Origin of the sequence: Streptacidiphilus anmyonensis, from assembly GCF_000787855.1 — a bacterium.
Classification (GTDB): Bacteria; Actinomycetota; Actinomycetes; order Streptomycetales; family Streptomycetaceae; genus Streptacidiphilus; species Streptacidiphilus anmyonensis.
Genome location: NZ_BBPQ01000010.1, coordinates 79720 through 97643, shown reverse-complemented (window position 1 = coordinate 97643; position 17924 = coordinate 79720). Strand labels below are relative to the sequence as shown.

The window sequence follows — 17924 nt, the reverse complement described above, 5'->3', positions numbered from 1 at the left end:
GTCCCGGTCTACTGTCTCGCCATGTCACCGGGACGAAGCCCCGCTCCACTCCGGTTGACCTGTGCTTATCCATGTTGCCGCGTCGAAATGGACGGCCGGGGAAGCACGTTGACCCTCGTTCTCGAAGCCGTGAGGAGACCCCGTGTACCGCCTGAGATTACGAGCGCGGCTGGCTGCCGCGCTTGACCCGAGACCGGCGTCCCGGAGCTACCAACTCCACTGACCCGGGCCCGCCCTGAGCGGCGGATGCACATCGGCGCGGTGCCGACGGCTTTGCACGAGAAGTCGGCACCGCGCCTCCCTACGAAACCACGAGGAGCCGCTGCGATGCAGCACGTCCTGATCCGCCCACGCCCTGACCCGACCCCACACCGCTGGCTTGTCCGCCTTGACGAGCGGCGACGGACATGAAGAAGACCGCGGGAGCTGCCGTCGGCCTCTTCGCCTGCGGACCGCTGCTGCTGGCCGTTCCGATCCTCGCTGTCGGAGCCTCCAGCGCTTCGGCCTCCTGTTCAACCGACGGTACACAGGCTGTGGATACCGCAGCCGTTGCCGCTCAGGTGAAGGCGATCCTGGACGGCGGTGGCAAAGGGACGGTCTCCGTGCCTGGTCTGGAAGCCCCGGCCGAGCAGGTGCCCAACGCCAAGACCATCCAGGCCACCGGCGTCGCGATGAACATCCCTCCCCGGGGACAGATCGTGGCTCTGGCAACCGCCTTGCAGGAGAGCGGCCTGCGGAACCTCACCTACGGGGACCGCGACTCGCTGGGCCTGTTCCAGCAGCGGCCCTCCCAGGGTTGGGGGACGGCCAGCGAGATCCTGGACCCGGTGCACGCCAGCACCTCGTTCTACACCGCGCTGGAGAAGGTCTCCGGGTGGCAGTCGATGACCGTCACCCAGGCCGCCCAAGCAGTGCAGCAGTCCGGCTTCCCGGGCGCCTACGCCAAGTGGGAACCCCTGGCGACAGCCTTGCAGAAGGCCATCGCCCCCCTCTTGGGGCAGGCCGGTGGAGCCTCGCCGAGCCCTTCCCCCTCGGGGTCCGGCAGCACCGGCACCGCACCCCCCAGTACCACGGGCGGCTGTTCGAGTGGCGGTGACGGGTCGGGCTTCGGCACCATCCCACCGGGCGCGGTGCCGGCCGGATACACCATCCCCACCGACGCGTCGCCGCAGGCACAGACCGCGATCCGCTGGGCGATGGGCCAGCTCGGCACCCCGTACCAGTGGGGCGGCAGCTGCACCAACTCCCACGGGGCGGACCCGATGGGCCGCTGCGACTGCTCCTCGCTGATGCAGCAGGCGTACAAGGCGGCCGGGGTCACCCTGACCCGTACGACCTACACGCAGGTCAACGAGGGCCAGCCAGTCTCGGTGGACGCCCTGCAGCCTGGCGACCTGGTCTTCACTGCCGGGTCCGACGGCACGGCGGCCAATCCCGGTCATGTCGGGCTGTACATGGGCTCCGGCCTGATCATCAACGCACCGCACACCGGGGCAGTGGTCTCCATCGAGTCCCTGGCGTCCTGGAAATCCCAGATTGTCGCGGTCCGCCGAGTCCTCTGACCGGCGCTTCTCTTCCTCTCCCCGCACCGCCGCTTCGCCCCTGCAGGCTTTGGCCTGGACTAAATCGAACTGGAGTTCGTTATGCATCTCGCCGACAAGGCCATTCAGCTCGCTTATGACCCGGGCATCAAGCCGAACGAGGGTGGCCTTCCGGGCCTGGCGGTCCTCAAGACCGTGATGGGCTCCATCAACTTGTTCGGGATCATCGCCGTGGTCGGAGCGCTCGCGGTCAGCGCCGGCGTCTGGGCCTGGGGCCACCACTCCGGCGGCCACCAGGCCGAGGCCAACGGGAAGAAGGGCGTCCTGGTCTCCGCCGGAGCCGCCCTGCTGCTCGGTGCCGCGAACGGCGTGGTCGCGTTCTTCAGCACGCTGGGAACGCAGGTCCACTGATCATGCAGAATCGTTCCGCCTCTGCCTCCCGCAGCGGCCACTCCGGCGGCGCATCTCGCGTGCGCCGCCGGGCGCTGCTCGGCACCGCCGTCCTGGTGGTGCTCGTCGCCGTCGCCGGCCTGCTCGCCTATCTCACGCGCGACGGCAAGGCTGACTCCAAGGCTCATGTGCCGACCGCGAGTTCGGCCTCCCCCTCCACTCCTTCCGTCTCGCCGAGCGACTCGCCACCCCCGGTCGGACATCGCGGCGCCCTTCCGGTCCCGCCGACCACGCACGACCCGATCGCCTTCGGGAAGGCGGCAGCGGCAGCGCTGTGGTCCTACGACGCGCGTGCCTCCTCCCAGCCGGAGTACCGGGCCGCGCTGCACGGATGGCTGACCAAGGAGTCCAAGTACGCCGACGCCGCATCGGTCGACGCGCTCCTGCCCTCCGCCGTGCTGTGGAAGGAGATGGCCGCCAACGGCCAGTTCGCCACGGCCTCCGTCAACGAGGGCCACTTCCCCGATTCATTCACCCAGGCCCTGCAGGCGAATCCCGGGGCGCTCACCACGGCGCACATCTATGCCGTCACGGTCTCCGGCACCCAGTCCATCGCCTGGATCGGCTCACCCGCTGGAGGAGCCGAGGGCCGAACCACCACCCTCGCCATCCAGTGCCGGCCCGAGCAGCCCTGCGCCCTGGCCGGTGTCCTGCCCGCCGTCGCGCCCTGACCCCCACCCAGAAACGGAGGTGCCGCCATGGGAGTCTGCGACTGGCCCCTGATGGACACCGTCTGCAGCACCGTCGACTTCGCCACCAACCCCGGCGGCACCGTCACCGACGGCATCGGGGCGTGGATCGCGAAGTCCGCCGGCGAGCTTGCCGCCAGTGCGGCCGATCTCGCCGCCAAGGCCGTCAACGCCACGACCGCCATCGACCTCAACGCCGGATGGTTCCGGGACAACTACGAGCTACTGCTGCCCATCGGGCTTGCTCTCACCGTCGGCACCTTCTGCATCCAGTTGATGTTCGCGGCCTGGCGCCGAGACGAGCGGGCCCTCGCCCAGGCCGCCGTAGGCACCATGACCGGCGTCCTGTTCTCCTTCTGCGCGGTTGCCTTCACCTCTGTCGCCGTCACCGTGGTCGACGCGTTGAGCGCGGGGATGTTCCAAGCGGCCAACAGCTCGGTCGGCGACGCGGTCCGCCGCGTCGTCAAGGTCAGCGAGTTGGGGGCGATGTACGGGCTGGGCTGGGCTGTTCCAGCCTTGGTCGCCCTCGGCTGCGCGATCGGTGCCTTCATGTACTGGGGCGTCATGGTCGCCCGGAAGGTCGGCGTCCTGATCATGGTCGCCCTCGCCGTCTTCGCCGGATCCGGCGGAGGCTGGGAGGTGGCCAAGCGCTGGCGCCGGGGCTGGATCGAGGCCACCGCCACGCTGGTCGTCTCCAAGCTCCTGATGAGCGTGGTCTTCCTGATCGGCGTCTCCGCGATGGGCAAGTCCAACGCCCACGACGGCATGTCCGCCCTGTCCGACGCGCTCGCGGGCATCGTCGTGATGGTCTTGGTGCTCCTGTGCCCGTACGCGACCTACAAGTTCGTCCACTGGGCGAGCGACGGCGGCGGACACGACGACCTGCACCGCACTGGCGTCGCCGGCCTGGCGGTCGCAGCCGGGGCTGCCAAGACCGTGGGCAGTCTGGCGATGCAGGCCAGCACCGGAACCCCCGCTCCGCAGGGCCCGAGCCGGGTCCCCGGCGCGGGCGCGGACGGTGTCGCGTCCGGCATCAGCCCGTCCGGCGGCAACCTGAGCAAGGAGGGTATCGACGCTGGACCGCCCACGCCGCGGACCAGCTTCCGGTACGGCGAGGACCCGAACGCCTCCGGCGACAAGGGCCGAGCCCTGGTCCGGCGGCCCGGCATCCCGCCGCTGATCACCCGTCCCAGCGTGGGTGAAACGGCAGGGGCCGAAGCGGGCTCCTCGGGCGGAGACAGCGGCTCGGGCCTGCTCGCCAGCGCACCGGCACCGGCACCGGCACCGGCACCGGGGGGCAGCATGACCCGCGTGGGAAGCGCCCCGCCTGTTGGCCCCGCGCTCGGAGGCGCGAGCAGTCCTGCCGCACCTTCGCCGCCCTCCGCCGATCCGTCGGCCACCGGCTCCGCGATTCCGACGCGCTGGGTGTTCCCCAATCAGTCCCCTTCGGGATCCTGACCGATCCGCCACAGCGGGCTGGGGCTGCACAGCCCCAGCCCGCCCCCGCCCCACTGACAGGAAACGGAGCCCCGTCATGAACTCCAGAAGAGCGCCGCGCGCCCCGCCCCTTGCCCGCTCCCACCGTCTGGAACCGCCATGTCCGACAAGCCCCCGGTCGAAACCCCCACGGCCAGCGTGAAGTTCCCGCACCGCTCGCGGCGCGGCATCCTGCTCGGCCTGACCGCGCCGCAGTTGATCGTCGTCAGCCTGACCGGCCTGCTCCTGCTCGCCGTGATCCTTACGCGCGGCGTGGTCGGCGCACTCGAACTCGTCCCCATGTGGACGGCCGTCGCCCTGCTCGTCTTCGTCCGCTACCGGGGCCGGGCCCTGGCTGACTGGGCTCCGATCGTCATCCGGTACATCCTGCGCCGCATGCGCGGTCAGCTGATCTGGCTCGCCCGGCCGTCGCGCCGCCCGGTCCGCGAAGGGCTCCTGCACCTGCCCGGCACCGCAGCCAGCCTGCGCGTGGTCACCGCGCCCGACCGCCGATACGGCGCGGTCCACAACCCGCACACCAGCACGCTGACCGCCGTCGTCAAGGTCTCCTCCCGCGCCTACGCACTGCTCGACCCCGGCACCCAGCACGCCAACGTCAACGGCTGGGGACGGGCGCTCGCCGCGCTCGCCCGCACCGGCCAGGTCGCCCGGATCCAGGTGATCGAGCGCACTGTCCCGGACTCAGGCGACGCGCTGCGCCGGTACTGGGAGGAGAACGGCCGAGCAGACACACCGGTAGCGGGCGCGATCTACAGTGAGCTGATAGCCAGTGCTGGACCTGCGGCGGCTCCGCACGAGGCGTACGTCGCGGTCTCCCTGGACATCAAAGCCGCCAGGCGGCTGATCAACCAGGCCGGTGGCGGTCTGACCGGGGCCTTCGGCGTACTGGCCCAGCTGACCTCGACCTTCGGCCAGGCCGCACGGACCGCCGGGCTCAATCCCACCGGCTGGCTCACTGCCCACGAGATCGCGGCCGTCGTGCGCACCGCCTACGACCCCAAGGCCCTCGCGGCGCTCGACCGTTGGTCCTCCGGGGGACGCCCCGAAGCGGAACCGGCCGCCGCCGGTCCGGTCGTGGTCGTCGAGAAGTCGGACCACATCACCACCGACTCGGCCGTCCACTCCACGTACTGGGTCGAGAACTGGCCCCGCACCGAGACCTCGGCGGGCTTCCTGCACCAGCTCCTGTTCACCGCCGGGGTCCGGCGCACGCTGTCCCTGTCCTACGAGCCGAAGGGACTGGACGCCGCCCTGCGCGACGTCCAGCGCAAGAAAGCGTCCGTGATCGCCGACGCCGCCGAGCGCAACCGGCGCGGCCAGGTCGACTCCGAGGCCGACTCGATCGAGTACCAGGACATCAAGTCCCGTGAGCGCGAACTCATCGCGGGCCACGCGGACGTCGCCCTGACCGGCCTGCTGACGGTCTCGGCCGACTCCGAGGAAGAACTCCGAGCCGCCTGCGCTGTCGTGGAGACCGCAGCCGTCGGCGCCCAACTCGATCTCCGGCCGCTCACCTGGCAGCAGGCTGAGGCGTTCACCGCCTCCGCACTGCCGCTCGCCCTTCCTGCCTAATGCCGGCCCTCTTCCCTTCCGAAAGAGCACCCCCATGTCCCGCATGCCCAGTCCCACCGCGCAGGACTTCGTGCCCTTCGCCACCGCTGCGCTCGACTTCCACCGCGCGCTGAACGTCCCCGGCGGACCCCTCGTCACCACGCGCACCGAGCTGGACGCCCTGCACTGCCACCTCGTCTCGCTGCACGGCCTGCTCGACGCCCACACCGCCCGCACCGGACAGCTCGTCCCGACCGAAGGCGACCAGCTCCACGCCGCCCGCACCCGGATCTGGCAGGCCGCCGACCACGTCCACGCCGCCTACCACGCGGCACCCCGCCCGGACTCCGGCGAGGTCCCCGACCGCGAAGCGTGCCAGGCCGGCCTGCCCGAAGGGGCCCCCGAGCTGACCATCTGCCAGCGCCACCAGCGCACCGCCCACCTGGTCCGTCGGCGCACCACCCCGACCGACCTGCACGCACCGTTCACCGGCCTCGTCCGCCACTGACTCTGCCTTCCGCCTGGAGAAACGTTCATGCCCCGTACCCGCGCCAGCGCCTCCCACCTTTTCGTCCCCCGCAAGGCGTCACGTGCCCAGCAGCGTGCCGCCCGCGCCGACTTCGCAGAGGCTCGCCGCCAGGCCCGCCTCGCTGAGGCCCCGCCCAAGCGCCGGGACGAGGACGCCCATGACCCGGAACTGCGGCCGACGTACCCGCCCACCGGACGCCCCGGCTCCTCCTCGGCGCGCGGCGGCAAACTCAGCCTGCCCGCCCACCGGATGACCACCGCCACCGTCAGCGGCGCCTATCCGTTCCTTGCCGAAGGTGGTCTGGGCGCGGAGGGCATCTTCATCGGCCGAGACGTGCACGCCGAAGCGGCGTTCTGCTACGACCCGTTCGCGCTGTACTCCAGCGGACGGATCGAGGGCTTCACCAATCCGAACGCCGTCCTGGCCGGGATCATCGGCATGGGCAAGTCGGCGCTCGCGAAGTCCATCGCCACCAGGGCCATCGCCCACGGATACCGGGTATACGTGCCGTGTGATCCCAAGGGGGAATGGACCGCCGTCGCGCAGGCCCTCGGCGGCTACAGCATCGCGCTCGGACCGGGGCTCCCGGGCAGGCTGAATCCCCTGGACGCTCCGGCCCGGCCCGCCTCAGTCAGCGAGGACGACTGGTCGGCCGAGGTCCGCAAGCGCCGTCTCCTACTCCTGGCGGGCCTGGCGCGCACGGTGCTCAAGCGCGATCTCCTGCCTATGGAGCACACGGCCCTGGACCTCGCCCTCGATTTGGTGGTCGCCGAGGCCGAAGCCAGTGGGATGGTGCCGCTGCTCGGGGAGATCGCACTCACCCTCGGCTCGCCCGAGCGCCTCGACCGCGCTCTGGGCGACCAGGCCGGGCACATGGGGCCCGCCGCCCAGGACCTCGCGCACGCGTTGCGCCGACTGGTGCACGGCGACTTGAGCGGCATGTTCGACGCCCCGAGCACTGTGACGTTCGACCCGACCACGCCAATGCTGTCCATCGACCTCTCCCGCCTCGGCGGATCCGGCGACGACACCGCCCTGGTACTGGCGATGACCTGCGCCTCCGCGTGGATGGAATCCGCGCTCGCCGACCCGGACGGAGGCCGGCGCTGGGTGATCTACGACGAGGCATGGCGCGTGATGCGGCACGTCGGCCTCCTCGAACGCATGCAGAGCCAGTGGAAACTCTCGCGCGGCCTCGGCATCGCCAACCTCATGGTCATCCACCGGCTCAGCGACCTGCTCAGCGCGGGCGATGCGGGCTCGCGCGGCCGAGTGCTGGCCGAGGGCCTCCTTGCCGACTGCTCCACCCGCATCATCTACCGCCAGGAGCCCGACCAACTCGCCGCCGCCGCGTCCCTGCTCGGCCTGACCGGCGTCGAGACCCAGGCCGTGTCCGCCCTCACCAAGGGGCGCGGACTGTGGAAAGTCGCAGGTCGGAGCTTCATCACCCAGCACATCCTGCACCCGGCCGAACGCCGACTGTTCGACACCGACAGCCGCATGGCTGCCTGAAGCAGCCTAATATGCAAGGGAATTGACCCATGAACCACCCTAACCCGAGCGCGGCCCGTGGGGTGGCCGCAAGCGCTGAATCAGCACCGGCTCGCAAAGCCGCGCCCCCGAACAGGGTCACCCCCACCCAGCCCGACCTCCACGAGACCACAGTCTCCATCGCCAAGCGGTTGCCGTCCGGTTGGACGGCGGAGACCGTTGATCTCACCCGAGGGCAGGGAGAACTAACCGACCAGGTCTGGGACCTCGGCAGCCTGCACGGCGCTCTCTCGATCTACGCACTCAACGAAGCAGAAATCCTGTCCGGCCCGAACGGTCTGCGCCTTCTCGCCGTCCGCCAGCCCGGGAACCGCGAACAGCTCCTCGTCGGCGCACTGCGGCCGGCCACGATCCCCCGCGACATCCTGGACACCCACGGCGACCGGGCCGTGCCGTGGGCCATCGCCGTCAACCCCGAGCCCGCGCGAGCAGCCGCCGAGATCCGGCAGCGTTTCCTGCCGCGCTACCACCAGGCGCTCTGGCAGGTCCGCGTGCGCGCTCTCACTGCCGCGGCCAACGGAATCGAAGAGGCACTGGCGGCCTGGGACGCGGTCTCGGAGTCCCTCTGCGACGAGCAGGGCTGGCCTCTCGATGACGCGGCCTACTCCGCGGGGAAGATCACCCGAGACGCGCGCGCCTGGGAGCACGTCGAGACGTTCCTCGCCCTGGGCCCGGACGTCCTCGCCGACGTCCGCAGCCTCCTCGTCGACGACGATCGCGTGGCCGGACCGTTTAGCGAGGATCTCCGCCGCATGGCCGGGATCGACACCACTTTGGCGCGCACTGCCGCCATTCGCGAGGAATGGGAGCAGGTCACCGCCCTCATGGAGGGCATCATGCCGGGCCTCACCGTGGCGGACGCAGCAGAGATAGCGGCGGCCCGCAACGAGGACGGCTGGGCATACGCCCACGAACTCACCCGCAATGGCCGTGCTCTCGCGTCGGCAGCCGCGAAGCTCTCCGAGCGCGTGAAGACACAGGGCTCCCCCAGGAGTCAGCGGACCCAGGCGGCGCTGTTGCGATCCGCCAAGGCGCCGGCTGCTCCTGCGCCGGGTACGACGCCGTCATCTGCTTCGCCGTCCCGTGCTGCACGTCGCTCGCGCTGACCGGGTATCACGGGCCTTCGGCCGGACCAAACCGGCGAACAGCCACAGCCTCGTAGCACCTTTCCCGCCTCGTCCATCCCCGGTCGCTGACCGGCTTCCCACCTCGGAGTTCGCCATGCCCACTGCCTGCAGAACCATCCGCGCCCCCGACCGCCCCCGCCTCCGAGCCCGCACCGGACGGATCCGCCATGCCCAGCCCCGATCACGGCTCTCTGCCCGACATCGCAGTCGGCCGCCACCCCGACTACGGCATCGTCGCCGCCAACCCCCAGCAACTGGCAGCCGGTGCGTGGATATTGAAGGGCCTCGACTTCCACCCCATCCACGAACACCCCACGTTGCACGCGCTGGCCAACCAGCAGCAGGACGGGCCAGGCCGCGCCACCCGAGCCGTCGCCCTGCTGCGCGGGGCCGGCTACCAGGTCGCCGTGGACCTCGCCTTCAACCCCGCACCGGCGCCTTTCGAACCGGTTCCTGCTTGCGATCGGCTCGCACAGAACGAACCGGATGTCGCGTTCGCCGAGCATCCACAACTCGGCATCGTCGCCGCCACCGCAGACACGATCAACGCCGTTGAGCGCGGCGGGGCGATCCTCGAATCTCACGGCTGGCTCTTCAACCACGCGCTGGACATCTACACGCTGCCCATCACCACCGGCCGCAGCGAGGCGCTCGGCAAGGTGGCCGCCGCCACGGTCTCGATGCACCAGTCCGACCTCCAGGTCGCGGTCCAGCCACGCCTCGCGCAGGACGTCACCGCCCGCCGCCCTGCAGCCGCAAGCACCGCGAACCACGACAAGAGCGCGGACTTGACCACCCGCCGGTTCCCCCGCATCGCCGCCGCGCTCGCCTCCAGCCCGGCCCGTGCCAGCCTGCCCGGCAGGGCCCCGGTCGCAGCTCCCACCACCTCCACTCCGACAGCCCGGCCAGCGGACCCGCCCGTCGCCTTCTCCCGCAAGCGCTGACCCAGCTACCTGAGCGTGCTGCGGCCATTCCACGCACACCGTCGGCGCGGCCTGCGCCTACGACCGGTGCCTCTTCAAGTCGCGGTGCACGCCGCGTCTACCAGCGACTTCCGGCCGGGCCAAATCGCGGATTCAGCGGAACCTTCTCTCTCACACGACGGCACACGTTCAGGAGACCGCCATGCCCATCACCGTCACCATCACCGCCGAGCCGAGCGGAAGCGTCGTCGCCCGCGGAGGAGACAGCCTCTCGGTAACCCTGCTCAACCACGCTGGGTTCACCTTTACCAACGACTGGCACGGCCCCCGGCACCGCCTGCCGACCAGCATGGGCCGGGCCGAGCAGAGCGCCATCGCCGTCCATGCAACCGAGATGCTCCGCGCCGCTCGCTACAGCGTTGATCTCGACCCCGCTCTGAGCACGATTCGGGCGGCCACCGCCGTCAACCCTCTCGGGCCCTACACCGTCGGGGCGGAACTCCTACGGCTCGCCGACCGGATCCGGTCCGCCGAGAACGGGACCGAGCTGCGGCAGGTCGTCGATCACCTCCTCCATCCCGAGCACGGCGCTCTGGAGCGTCTTCGAGAAGCCTTGGAGGCAGTGGGCGAGCAGATCACCGACCTGGACGTCGAGGCGTACCGCCTCGCCGATCGGTTCGGCTTCGCCGCGGAGTTCGTCAGCGCAGCTCAGTCGGAACTTGCCGACTCCCAGGCCGAGTGGCGCCGCATCGCCGGCGCTGCGCAGTCCCCTTCCGAGATGCGGGTCCAGTCCTCTGTTCCTTCTGCCCCGCGCAGCCCGGCGTTGGTCGCATCACCCGCGGCAGCCAAGGCGAAGGCGTCATCGGCGCTCGGCACCGGGACGGCAGTTGCCGGCGCATCCGCGCGTCCGACGCAGTTCCCCCGCCCTCGGACGCGGTGACCGGTCCGACGTTGCGTCCTTCCCTCTTCCTCCACGGAGTTTGACCTTGCCTCACTTCCCCTCGCCCGTCCGGTTCCAACGCCAGGGCCACTGGCTGCGGTTGGGCCGCCGCCGGGTCTGGCTGGAGTCTTCGCCGCTCACCGGCCAGCTGCTGGCCCGCGACGAGGCGGAGCGGCAGCAGGGCCGAGCCCGGCAGTTCCGCGCGCTGCCAGGGTGGTGGCCGTGACTGGCCACCCACGGGCTGGACCCCTGCCCGGGTTAGCCGCGTCCGCCGGGTCTGTCCTGAACTCGCCCGCCCATTACGCCGTCTCCTTCTCCGCTGCCGAGGTCCTCGTCGGCCCCGCGCCGTCCACCGCACCGCGTGCCTGACAGGCCCAGCCGCCCTCGCCCGAACAGGAGCTTCATCGATGACCAGCAGAAGAGCGCCGCGCGCCCTGCCCCGCCATTCGCCCGCGCTCACCCCCTGGACCAACCATGCCCGCACCGCGTACCAGCGCGCCCTCGACCACCACCGGGTCCGACGCGCTCCTCTACCTCCTCTTCGGCGTCCTCGGCATCGCCCTCGCCTTCGGCTCCCTGGCTTGGCTGACCGGGAACGTCAGCAACTCCCTGTTCGACACGGGCTCGTGGACGCCCTTCACAGCCACCGACGCTCTGCTCCACCCCGAAGCGCTGTGGCCGCACCTGAGCCCGACCGCCCTCCTCGTCGGCGTGCGGATCGTCCCCGGACTGCTCTCCGTCGGTCTCACGATCGCCGGGCTGGTCCTGTGGATGCGGCTGCGCAGCGACGCCCGGAACGGCCTCGCCTGCAAGGCCGACCTCGCCCCGCTGCTGGACAAGCAGATCACCTCGAAGGCCCGGAGCCTGCGGCCGAGCCTCGCTGATCTCAAGCCCGGCAAGATCGCCCCAGCCGACCGGGGCATCCTCATCGGCTCCCTCTCCCCGGGCCAGGCCGAGGTCCGCGCCTCCTGGGAGGACGTGATCGTCGCGATCATGGCCCCGCGAAGCGGCAAGACGTCCGGGCTGGCGATCCCCGCGATCCTGGCCGCGCCCGGCCCGGTGCTGCTCACCTCGAACAAGGCGGCCAACGACGCCTTCACCGCGACGGTCGACGCCCGGGGCGAGGTCGGCACGATCTGGACCCTGGACCCGCAACAGATCGCCCACCACCCACGGGAGATGTGGTGGGACATCCTGGCCGACGCCCGCGACCTGACCGGCGCGAAGCGCCTGGCCGGGCACTTCGTCGCCGCCTCGGTGGACGAGTCGAACGGCTCGGACTTCTGGTCCACCGCCGCGAGCAACACCCTCGCCGCGCTGTTCCTCGCCGCCGCGAGCCACCGCCGCCCGATCACCGACGTCCTGGCCTGGCTCGCCTCGCCCGCCGACCGCACCCCGGTGGACCTGCTCACCGACGCCGGCCACGAGACGGTCGCCACCCAGCTCCAGGGCACTGTCTCCGGCTCGACCGAAACCCGTGACGGGATCTACGAGACCGCGCGGCAGTACGCCAGCTGCCTGCTCGACCCGGACATCGCCGCGTGGGTCACCCCCAGCAAGCACCTGCCCGAGTTCCGCCCGTTCGCCTTCGCCACCTCCCACGACACGTTGTTCCTGCTCAGCAAGGACGGTGGCGGCTCCGCCTCGGCGATCATCGCCGCTGCGGCCGACGCCGTGATGCGCGCGGCCGTGGTCGTCGCCGAGCGCTCCGGCGGACGCCTCGACCCGCCCGCCCTGTGCGTCCTCGACGAGGCCGCCAACGTGTGCAAGATCTCGGATCTGCCGGACCTGTACAGCCACCTGGGCTCGCGCGGCGTGATCCCGGTGACGATCCTGCAGAGCTACCGGCAGGGACAGCGCTGCTGGGGCGAGGCAGGCATGGACGCCCTCTGGTCCGCCGCCACCGTCAAGATCATCGGCAGCGGCATCGACGACGCCGATTTCGCCGACCGCCTCAGCCGTCAGGTGGGCGACCACGACGTCCAGACCACCTCGGTGTCCACCAGCGACGACGGCAAGTCCACCTCCGTGTCGATGCGCACCGAGCGGATCCTGCCGCCGGACGCGATCCGCGCCCTCCCCAAGGGCAAGGCGTTGCTCCTGGCCACCGGCATCCGGGTGGCGATGCTCGACCTGCGGCCCTGGTACAAGGAGCCCTCCGCCAAGGTGATCGGCCCCGCCTCGGCGCGTGCGACCAAGGCCATCACCGAGCGCGCCATCGCCAAGACCCTCGGCCGTGACGACTTCGGGCTGTCGGCATGAGCGCCCCCACGCCTCGCTCCGCGCGTCTCCTGCGCTCGCCGGCTGTCCTGCGCGACGGGCAGTGGTGGCTGGCCAGCAGGGCCGGCGCGATCCTCGCCACCGATCCCGGGTTCACCGGCGCGCTGGACCGCTTCGCGACGGCGGCGGCTGCTGCCGATCGGGCGGTTGCCGAACTCCGCTCCCGGCAGGGCGGATCTCCGGTGTCCGAGGACGGGGGTTGGCGGTGAACCCGCTGCTGGGCGCGGAGCAGGCGGTGCTCGGCGCCGTGCTGCTCGACCCGGGCCAGCTCTCGCACCTTGACTGGCTCGCGCCGGATCACTTCTACCGGCCGGTCCACCAGGCCCTGTTCGCCGCGCTGCGCCAGCTCCAGTCAGACGGTCACCCGGCGCTGACGGCCCAGAAGTCGGTGCCGCTGTCCTGGGTGACCGACGCGGTCGACAAGGCCGGCCTCCACGTGCGCGGACTGACCGCGTCGTACGCCCACACCCTGGTCGCGTCCTGCCCTCGCCCCGCACACGCTCCGGTGTACGGCCGCATGGTGTTGGAGGGCGCGATCCACCGCAGCGTCACCAAGCACGCGATTCGCCTGCACCAGGCTGCTCGGGCCGACGCCCTGCAGGGCAAAGTCGAGGGGGCCCTGCACCAGGCCGACGTGCTGACCGGCGTACTCGCCGACCTGGCGCAGCGTTGGGGCAGCGAGCCGCTCCCGGTCGCCCCTGCCGCTCCGGAGGCCATCACCCCGGTGGCTGTGCCTCCGGTTCGGTCAGACCAGTCCAGCGAGGACGAAAGGTTCCTTCTGGCGGTCCTGGTCGACCGGCCGGGGGCCATGGACGAGGTGGTCGGCTGGCTGCGGCCGGGCGACTTCGCCGACCCGGCACACGGGCAGCTCTACCGCTGCCTCGGTGCGCTGCACCACCGGGGCGAGCCCATCGACCGGCTCACCGTGCTCTGGGAAGCCCAGCGGCGCGGGCTGCTGGCCGACGGCACCTTGTCCGCCGACCAGGTCACCGCCATCTGCGACGGGGGCGGGCCCGGCAGCGCCGAATGGCTCGGCGAGCAGGTGATGCGCTCCTCCGTCACGCGCACCGCGGCTACCTCCGCCCGTGCCGTCCGGACCCTGGCGGAGAACGACACGCTGGCCCCCGGGCGGCTCATCAACCACGCCCTCCACGCCCTCGGACCACTCGACGACGTGCGTGCCCGCTGGCAGGCCGCAAACGCTATGCCCGCTGCGCCCCCGACTGCCCCTGTCCCCGCGCCGGACAGGCAAGCAACCACGCGGACGCGCGCGGCCCTGGCACGCAGCACACCGCGCGCACCGCGGGTCGCCTCGGAACGGCTGGGCTCCGCCGTTGCTCCGGCGACCGTGCGGTCACCCGTGCGCGGCCACAGCTGAACCCACCCGCCCCAGCTCCCCGCTCGTCCTCCCCTGGAATACGCCATGACCATCCTGCCCGACACCTTGGCCCTGCATCCCGCCAACGCGCTCCCACCCGTGATCGGCTCGCTCTGTTCCGGCTTCGGCGGACTCGACCTGGGAGTGCAGTCCGCCCTCGGCGGCACGCTGGCCTGGCAAGCCGAGGTCAACCCGGACGCCTCCCGCATCCTGGCCCGCCACTGGCCCGGCGTGCCCAACCTCGGCGACATCACGACCGTCGACTGGTCCCTCGTCCCCCAGGTGTGCGTCCTGACGGCGGGCTTCCCCTGTCAAAGACGTCTCCGTCGCCGGCCGCCGGGCCGGACTCAACCCGCAGACCCGTTCCGGGCTCTGGCTACACGTCGCGCGCGCAGTCCAGGCCCTCCGCCCGTGCTTGGTGGTGCTAGAGAATGTGCGCGGCCTCCTCACCTCACCCGCCGGTTCCCCTGGCGACGTGGAATTCTGCCCGTGGTGTCTGGGAGACACCACAGGTCAGCCTCCTCTGCGGGCACTCGGTGCCGTACTCGGCTCCCTGGCCGACCTCGGGTACGACTCTCGGTGGCTCGTGCTTCGCGCCTCCGATATCGGAGCCCCGCACCGTCGAGAGCGCACCTTCCTCACGGCCTGGCCCGCCGAGCACTCTGCTCAAGACGCCGACCAGCAACATCGGCAAGAACGGCGGCTCCCAGCACCCCTCGAAGCGGAAGAGCGGGGGCCACGGCCCGAACCTGGCCGACGAGGTGGAATGGCTCCTGCTGCCGACTCCGAAAGCCTCGGACGGGATCAAGGGCTCGCCCAACCAGCGGCACGGCAACGGGGACATGACCCTGCCGAGTGCAGCAGCGTCGCTGCTGCCCACTCCCCGGGCCAGCGACACGGGCACCCCGGGCCGTCGCCCGGGCAAGGGCTGGCGACCTCCCTTGTCGGCGGTGGTCCTGCCGCTCTGGACCGAGGCTCCGAAAGCCGGGGAGCGGACCGACGATGGGGACCCTACGCCGCCGCCATCACCCGGTGGGAGACGCTCACCCGTCCGGCTCCGCCGCCCACCGACGCGGCGGGACGGCTCCGCGCCGACTTTGTGGAGTGGATGCAAGGGCTGGAGCCCGGCTGGGTGACCGCCACTCCAGGACTCGGACGACCGGCTCAGCTCACCGCGCTCGGCAACGGCGTCGTACCTCAACAGGCCACTCGGGCTGTGCAGTTGCTGGCTCCGCCGTTTCCTCGCTGCCCTCGCTGCACGGCGCCGTAGCGGCGCACTACCGCTGGTTCCCGGCCGGCCCAAATCCCGGATTCTCCGGATCCTCTCCCCCATGTCGCCCTCCCACAGATGGAGCACGCCCCGATGTCCGACCCCAGCGAGACCACCCCCGCGCCCGAGCCGTTCCGCATCCCCGACGACGACCTCGACGACCTCGCCAGCGCCCTCGCCAAGACCATGGCCGAGGTCAAACAGCACGGCGTCCTCCTCGACCGACTCCGCTCCGAACCCGCCCCGGTGCCGGTACCCGCTGAACCCCCGTCGACCGAAGGCCCGGAGACCGCAGAGGCAGCCGACTCCGAACCGGAGGACCGCCCGACCTCCGTGTTCATCCCCGCCTTGGACGGCGAGGCGTACGCCGTCGAACTGGCCGAGCTCGACTTCTGGGTGAACAACCTCTTCCTGCCGGTGTACGGCCGGGAGATCAGCACCACTCGCCCGTGGTGCGTGCAGTGGCACGAGCACCTCGAGGCGGTGGCCCGCCTGCACGCCCTCTGGCTCGCCTGGCAGCAGCTCACCGATGCCGAGGCCGGACTGACAGGTCCTTCGACATGGCATCGCGACCACCTCGACCAAGCACTGGTCCATCTCCGCGCTGCCGACGGCCCCTTCGCCGCGTGCACAACCAGCGCGAGCCGACCCAACCACCGCGTGCTTGCCGCCCCCGCTCCCAAGCAGCCGGAGCCGACGGCATGAACACCGAACTCGACTTCCGTCTCGACAACTTCGAGCCCGCTGACGCGGCCTCCGCGCACGCGGAACAGCAGTTCTGGGCCGGCGACCTGACCGTCCTGGCCGAGCACCACACCACCCCCGACGGTTCGCACAGCTTCGTCGTCGCGCACGACGGCTCGGCCACCTGGGGCGTGCCCGGCGAGCCGCAGATCCGCGCGATCAAGGTCACCCGGGACCTCCACCAGAACACGTTCACCTTCGAGTCGACCCGTCACTGCACCGTGTCCCTGGCACAGAACTGGCTGATCGAGCGCGGGTGCCCACCCGAGCAGATCACCCGCGTCGGCGACGACTTCATGAAGCCCGCTGACGCCCTCACCACGCGGGTCGAGCAGCAGCTGCGCACCTCGGGCACTCGGTATGAGGTCCTCGACAGCCACAGCTCGGACTACGACCCGTGCGAGACATGGACCTTGACCCGCGACTCCCGGGCCGTCGAGGAGCCCATCCGTGTCTTCCTCGAAGAAGGGGACCATCAGACCCACACGTACACGATGCGCGAGGGCGCCTTCTTCGACGAGGCTTCCGCCCGGCAGTGGCTGGACGCTCGTGACGTCCCGCTCCCGCTGCCCCTGCCGCTGCCGCTGCCGCTGCCGCCGGAATACCGCGGCGAGGCAGGCGCTCTCCGGACCCGCGCCGCACTCGCCCGCTCCGCCGACACCTCAACGATCCCCAAGACGAGCCCTGGCGATCACGGCACGCCGACGACGAGCGCGGTCCAGCGACCGAGCCCCCGGAGGTCGATGTGAGCCGCGCACGATTCGCCTTCGCCGCCCATCCGGACGCCATCGCCGATCTGCGCGCACTTCCGGACGAAATGCGCGACTTGGCCCTGCTGGAGCTGCAGAACCTGGTGCACGGCAGCGACGACTGCCTGCCGCTGACAGGCCGTCTCGCCGGCTTCCACAAGGTCTACGTCGACCCGTCGGTCTCCTATCGGCTGGTCATCCAGTTCCGCCAAGCCCCGCCGACGTCGAGCCACAAGCGCGAGATCTACCTCGTGGCCGCCGGCAGCCGGAAGGACTACGCCGTCTACCGCACGGCCCAGCACCGTACCGGTCCGAGCGTGGCCCCCGAGACCGACACAGCCGCCGAGGCGCGCGTGCACGCCGCGCGGTCCCGCTCTCCTCGCGCAGCCCACCAAGCGACGCCAGCCTCGACCGATTCGCCAGCTGCTACCCCTCCCGTCGTCTCCGCCCCTCGAAAGGTCCCCCAGCGATGACCGCCAACCGCTCTCCCCTGCCCCGTGCCGAACTCGCGGGCCTCCTCTCGGACGCCGCCCAGCGCGTCTCGGGGATCACCACCGCCGAATACCTGACGTCCCCCAGCGGCTCCTACCTGCACCCCGTGCTGGGAGCACTGGCCGCCGGACCACGGGTCGTCTGCGAGCTGAACGATCGGCTCGAAGGCTTCGTCAGCGACGAGCCCCTACCCGCCACACCGGCGGGCCCGTT

At 71.2% G+C, this 17924-nt stretch carries 17 protein-coding genes and 3 pseudogenes; all 20 read left to right on the top strand.

Annotation, left to right across the window (positions count from 1 at the left end):
• Positions 1–407: 407 nt before the first annotated feature.
• Positions 408–1562 (top strand): C40 family peptidase, encoded by a 1155-nt coding sequence (locus tag TR50_RS13060; RefSeq protein WP_042419797.1) that lies wholly within the window; start codon positions 408–410, stop codon positions 1560–1562.
• Between the two features lie 81 nt (positions 1563–1643).
• The gene (locus tag TR50_RS13055; RefSeq protein WP_042419794.1) at positions 1644–1952 is read left to right on the top strand and encodes a DUF6112 family protein; all 309 of its coding nucleotides are present in this window, start codon (positions 1644–1646) and stop codon (positions 1950–1952) included.
• A 2-nt stretch (positions 1953–1954) separates the two neighbouring features.
• Entirely contained in the window at positions 1955–2662 is a 708-nt protein-coding gene (locus TR50_RS13050) for a hypothetical protein (protein ID WP_042419792.1), read from the top strand.
• Between the two features lie 27 nt (positions 2663–2689).
• Complete coding sequence (locus tag TR50_RS13045) at positions 2690–4138, top strand: SCO6881 family protein (protein ID WP_042419786.1); 1449 nt, start codon at positions 2690–2692, stop codon at positions 4136–4138.
• 138 nt (positions 4139–4276) lie between these two features.
• Positions 4277–5749, top strand: a complete 1473-nt coding sequence (locus TR50_RS13040; RefSeq protein ID WP_042419783.1) for an SCO6880 family protein — start codon at positions 4277–4279, stop codon at positions 5747–5749.
• A 34-nt stretch (positions 5750–5783) separates the two neighbouring features.
• The gene (locus tag TR50_RS13035) at positions 5784–6236 is read left to right on the top strand and encodes a DUF6238 family protein (protein ID WP_042419781.1); all 453 of its coding nucleotides are present in this window, start codon (positions 5784–5786) and stop codon (positions 6234–6236) included.
• Positions 6237–6263: 27 nt separating this feature from the next.
• Positions 6264–7769 carry a putative type IV secretion/conjugal transfer ATPase gene (locus TR50_RS13030; RefSeq protein ID WP_042419779.1) on the top strand — a complete coding sequence of 502 codons (1506 nt, stop codon included), beginning with the start codon at positions 6264–6266 and terminating at the stop codon, positions 7767–7769.
• Between the two features lie 170 nt (positions 7770–7939).
• Positions 7940–8914, top strand: a complete 975-nt coding sequence (locus TR50_RS13025) for a hypothetical protein (protein WP_052440953.1) — start codon at positions 7940–7942, stop codon at positions 8912–8914.
• Between the two features lie 188 nt (positions 8915–9102).
• Entirely contained in the window at positions 9103–9879 is a 777-nt protein-coding gene (locus TR50_RS13020; protein WP_042419776.1) for a hypothetical protein, read from the top strand.
• A gap of 181 nt (positions 9880–10060) precedes the next feature.
• Positions 10061–10798: a hypothetical protein gene (locus TR50_RS13015; RefSeq protein ID WP_042419773.1), complete on the top strand. Its 738-nt coding sequence runs from the start codon at positions 10061–10063 to the stop codon at positions 10796–10798.
• 46 nt (positions 10799–10844) lie between these two features.
• Positions 10845–11024 (top strand): hypothetical protein, encoded by a 180-nt coding sequence (locus TR50_RS13010; protein WP_042419770.1) that lies wholly within the window; start codon positions 10845–10847, stop codon positions 11022–11024.
• 248 nt (positions 11025–11272) lie between these two features.
• Positions 11273–13060 (top strand): type IV secretory system conjugative DNA transfer family protein, encoded by a 1788-nt coding sequence (locus TR50_RS13005; protein ID WP_042419766.1) that lies wholly within the window; start codon positions 11273–11275, stop codon positions 13058–13060.
• Positions 13057–13287: a hypothetical protein gene (locus TR50_RS13000; protein ID WP_042419763.1), complete on the top strand. Its 231-nt coding sequence runs from the start codon at positions 13057–13059 to the stop codon at positions 13285–13287. The genes TR50_RS13005 and TR50_RS13000 overlap by 4 nt, the downstream gene beginning before the upstream one ends.
• Positions 13284–14456 (top strand): DnaB-like helicase N-terminal domain-containing protein, encoded by a 1173-nt coding sequence (locus TR50_RS12995; RefSeq protein WP_042419760.1) that lies wholly within the window; start codon positions 13284–13286, stop codon positions 14454–14456. Before TR50_RS13000 ends, TR50_RS12995 begins: the two co-directional genes overlap by 4 nt.
• 45 nt (positions 14457–14501) lie before the next feature.
• Positions 14502–14711 (top strand): annotated as a pseudogene (locus TR50_RS48690) (hypothetical protein); the annotation flags it as partial.
• A 121-nt stretch (positions 14712–14832) separates the two neighbouring features.
• Positions 14833–15726, top strand: a pseudogene (locus tag TR50_RS44120) (DNA cytosine methyltransferase); the annotation flags it as partial.
• Between the two features lie 93 nt (positions 15727–15819).
• A complete protein-coding gene (locus tag TR50_RS12980) occupies positions 15820–16431 on the top strand; it encodes a DUF4913 domain-containing protein (RefSeq protein ID WP_042419758.1) in 612 nt (203 codons plus the stop codon).
• Positions 16428–17219, top strand: a complete 792-nt coding sequence (locus tag TR50_RS12975; RefSeq protein ID WP_042419756.1) for a hypothetical protein — start codon at positions 16428–16430, stop codon at positions 17217–17219. The genes TR50_RS12980 and TR50_RS12975 overlap by 4 nt, the downstream gene beginning before the upstream one ends.
• A complete protein-coding gene (locus TR50_RS12970) occupies positions 17216–17692 on the top strand; it encodes a hypothetical protein (protein WP_042419753.1) in 477 nt (158 codons plus the stop codon). Before TR50_RS12975 ends, TR50_RS12970 begins: the two co-directional genes overlap by 4 nt.
• Positions 17689–17924 (top strand): annotated as a pseudogene (locus tag TR50_RS48685) (hypothetical protein); the annotation flags it as partial. The gene TR50_RS12970 and the pseudogene TR50_RS48685, both read left to right, overlap by 4 nt.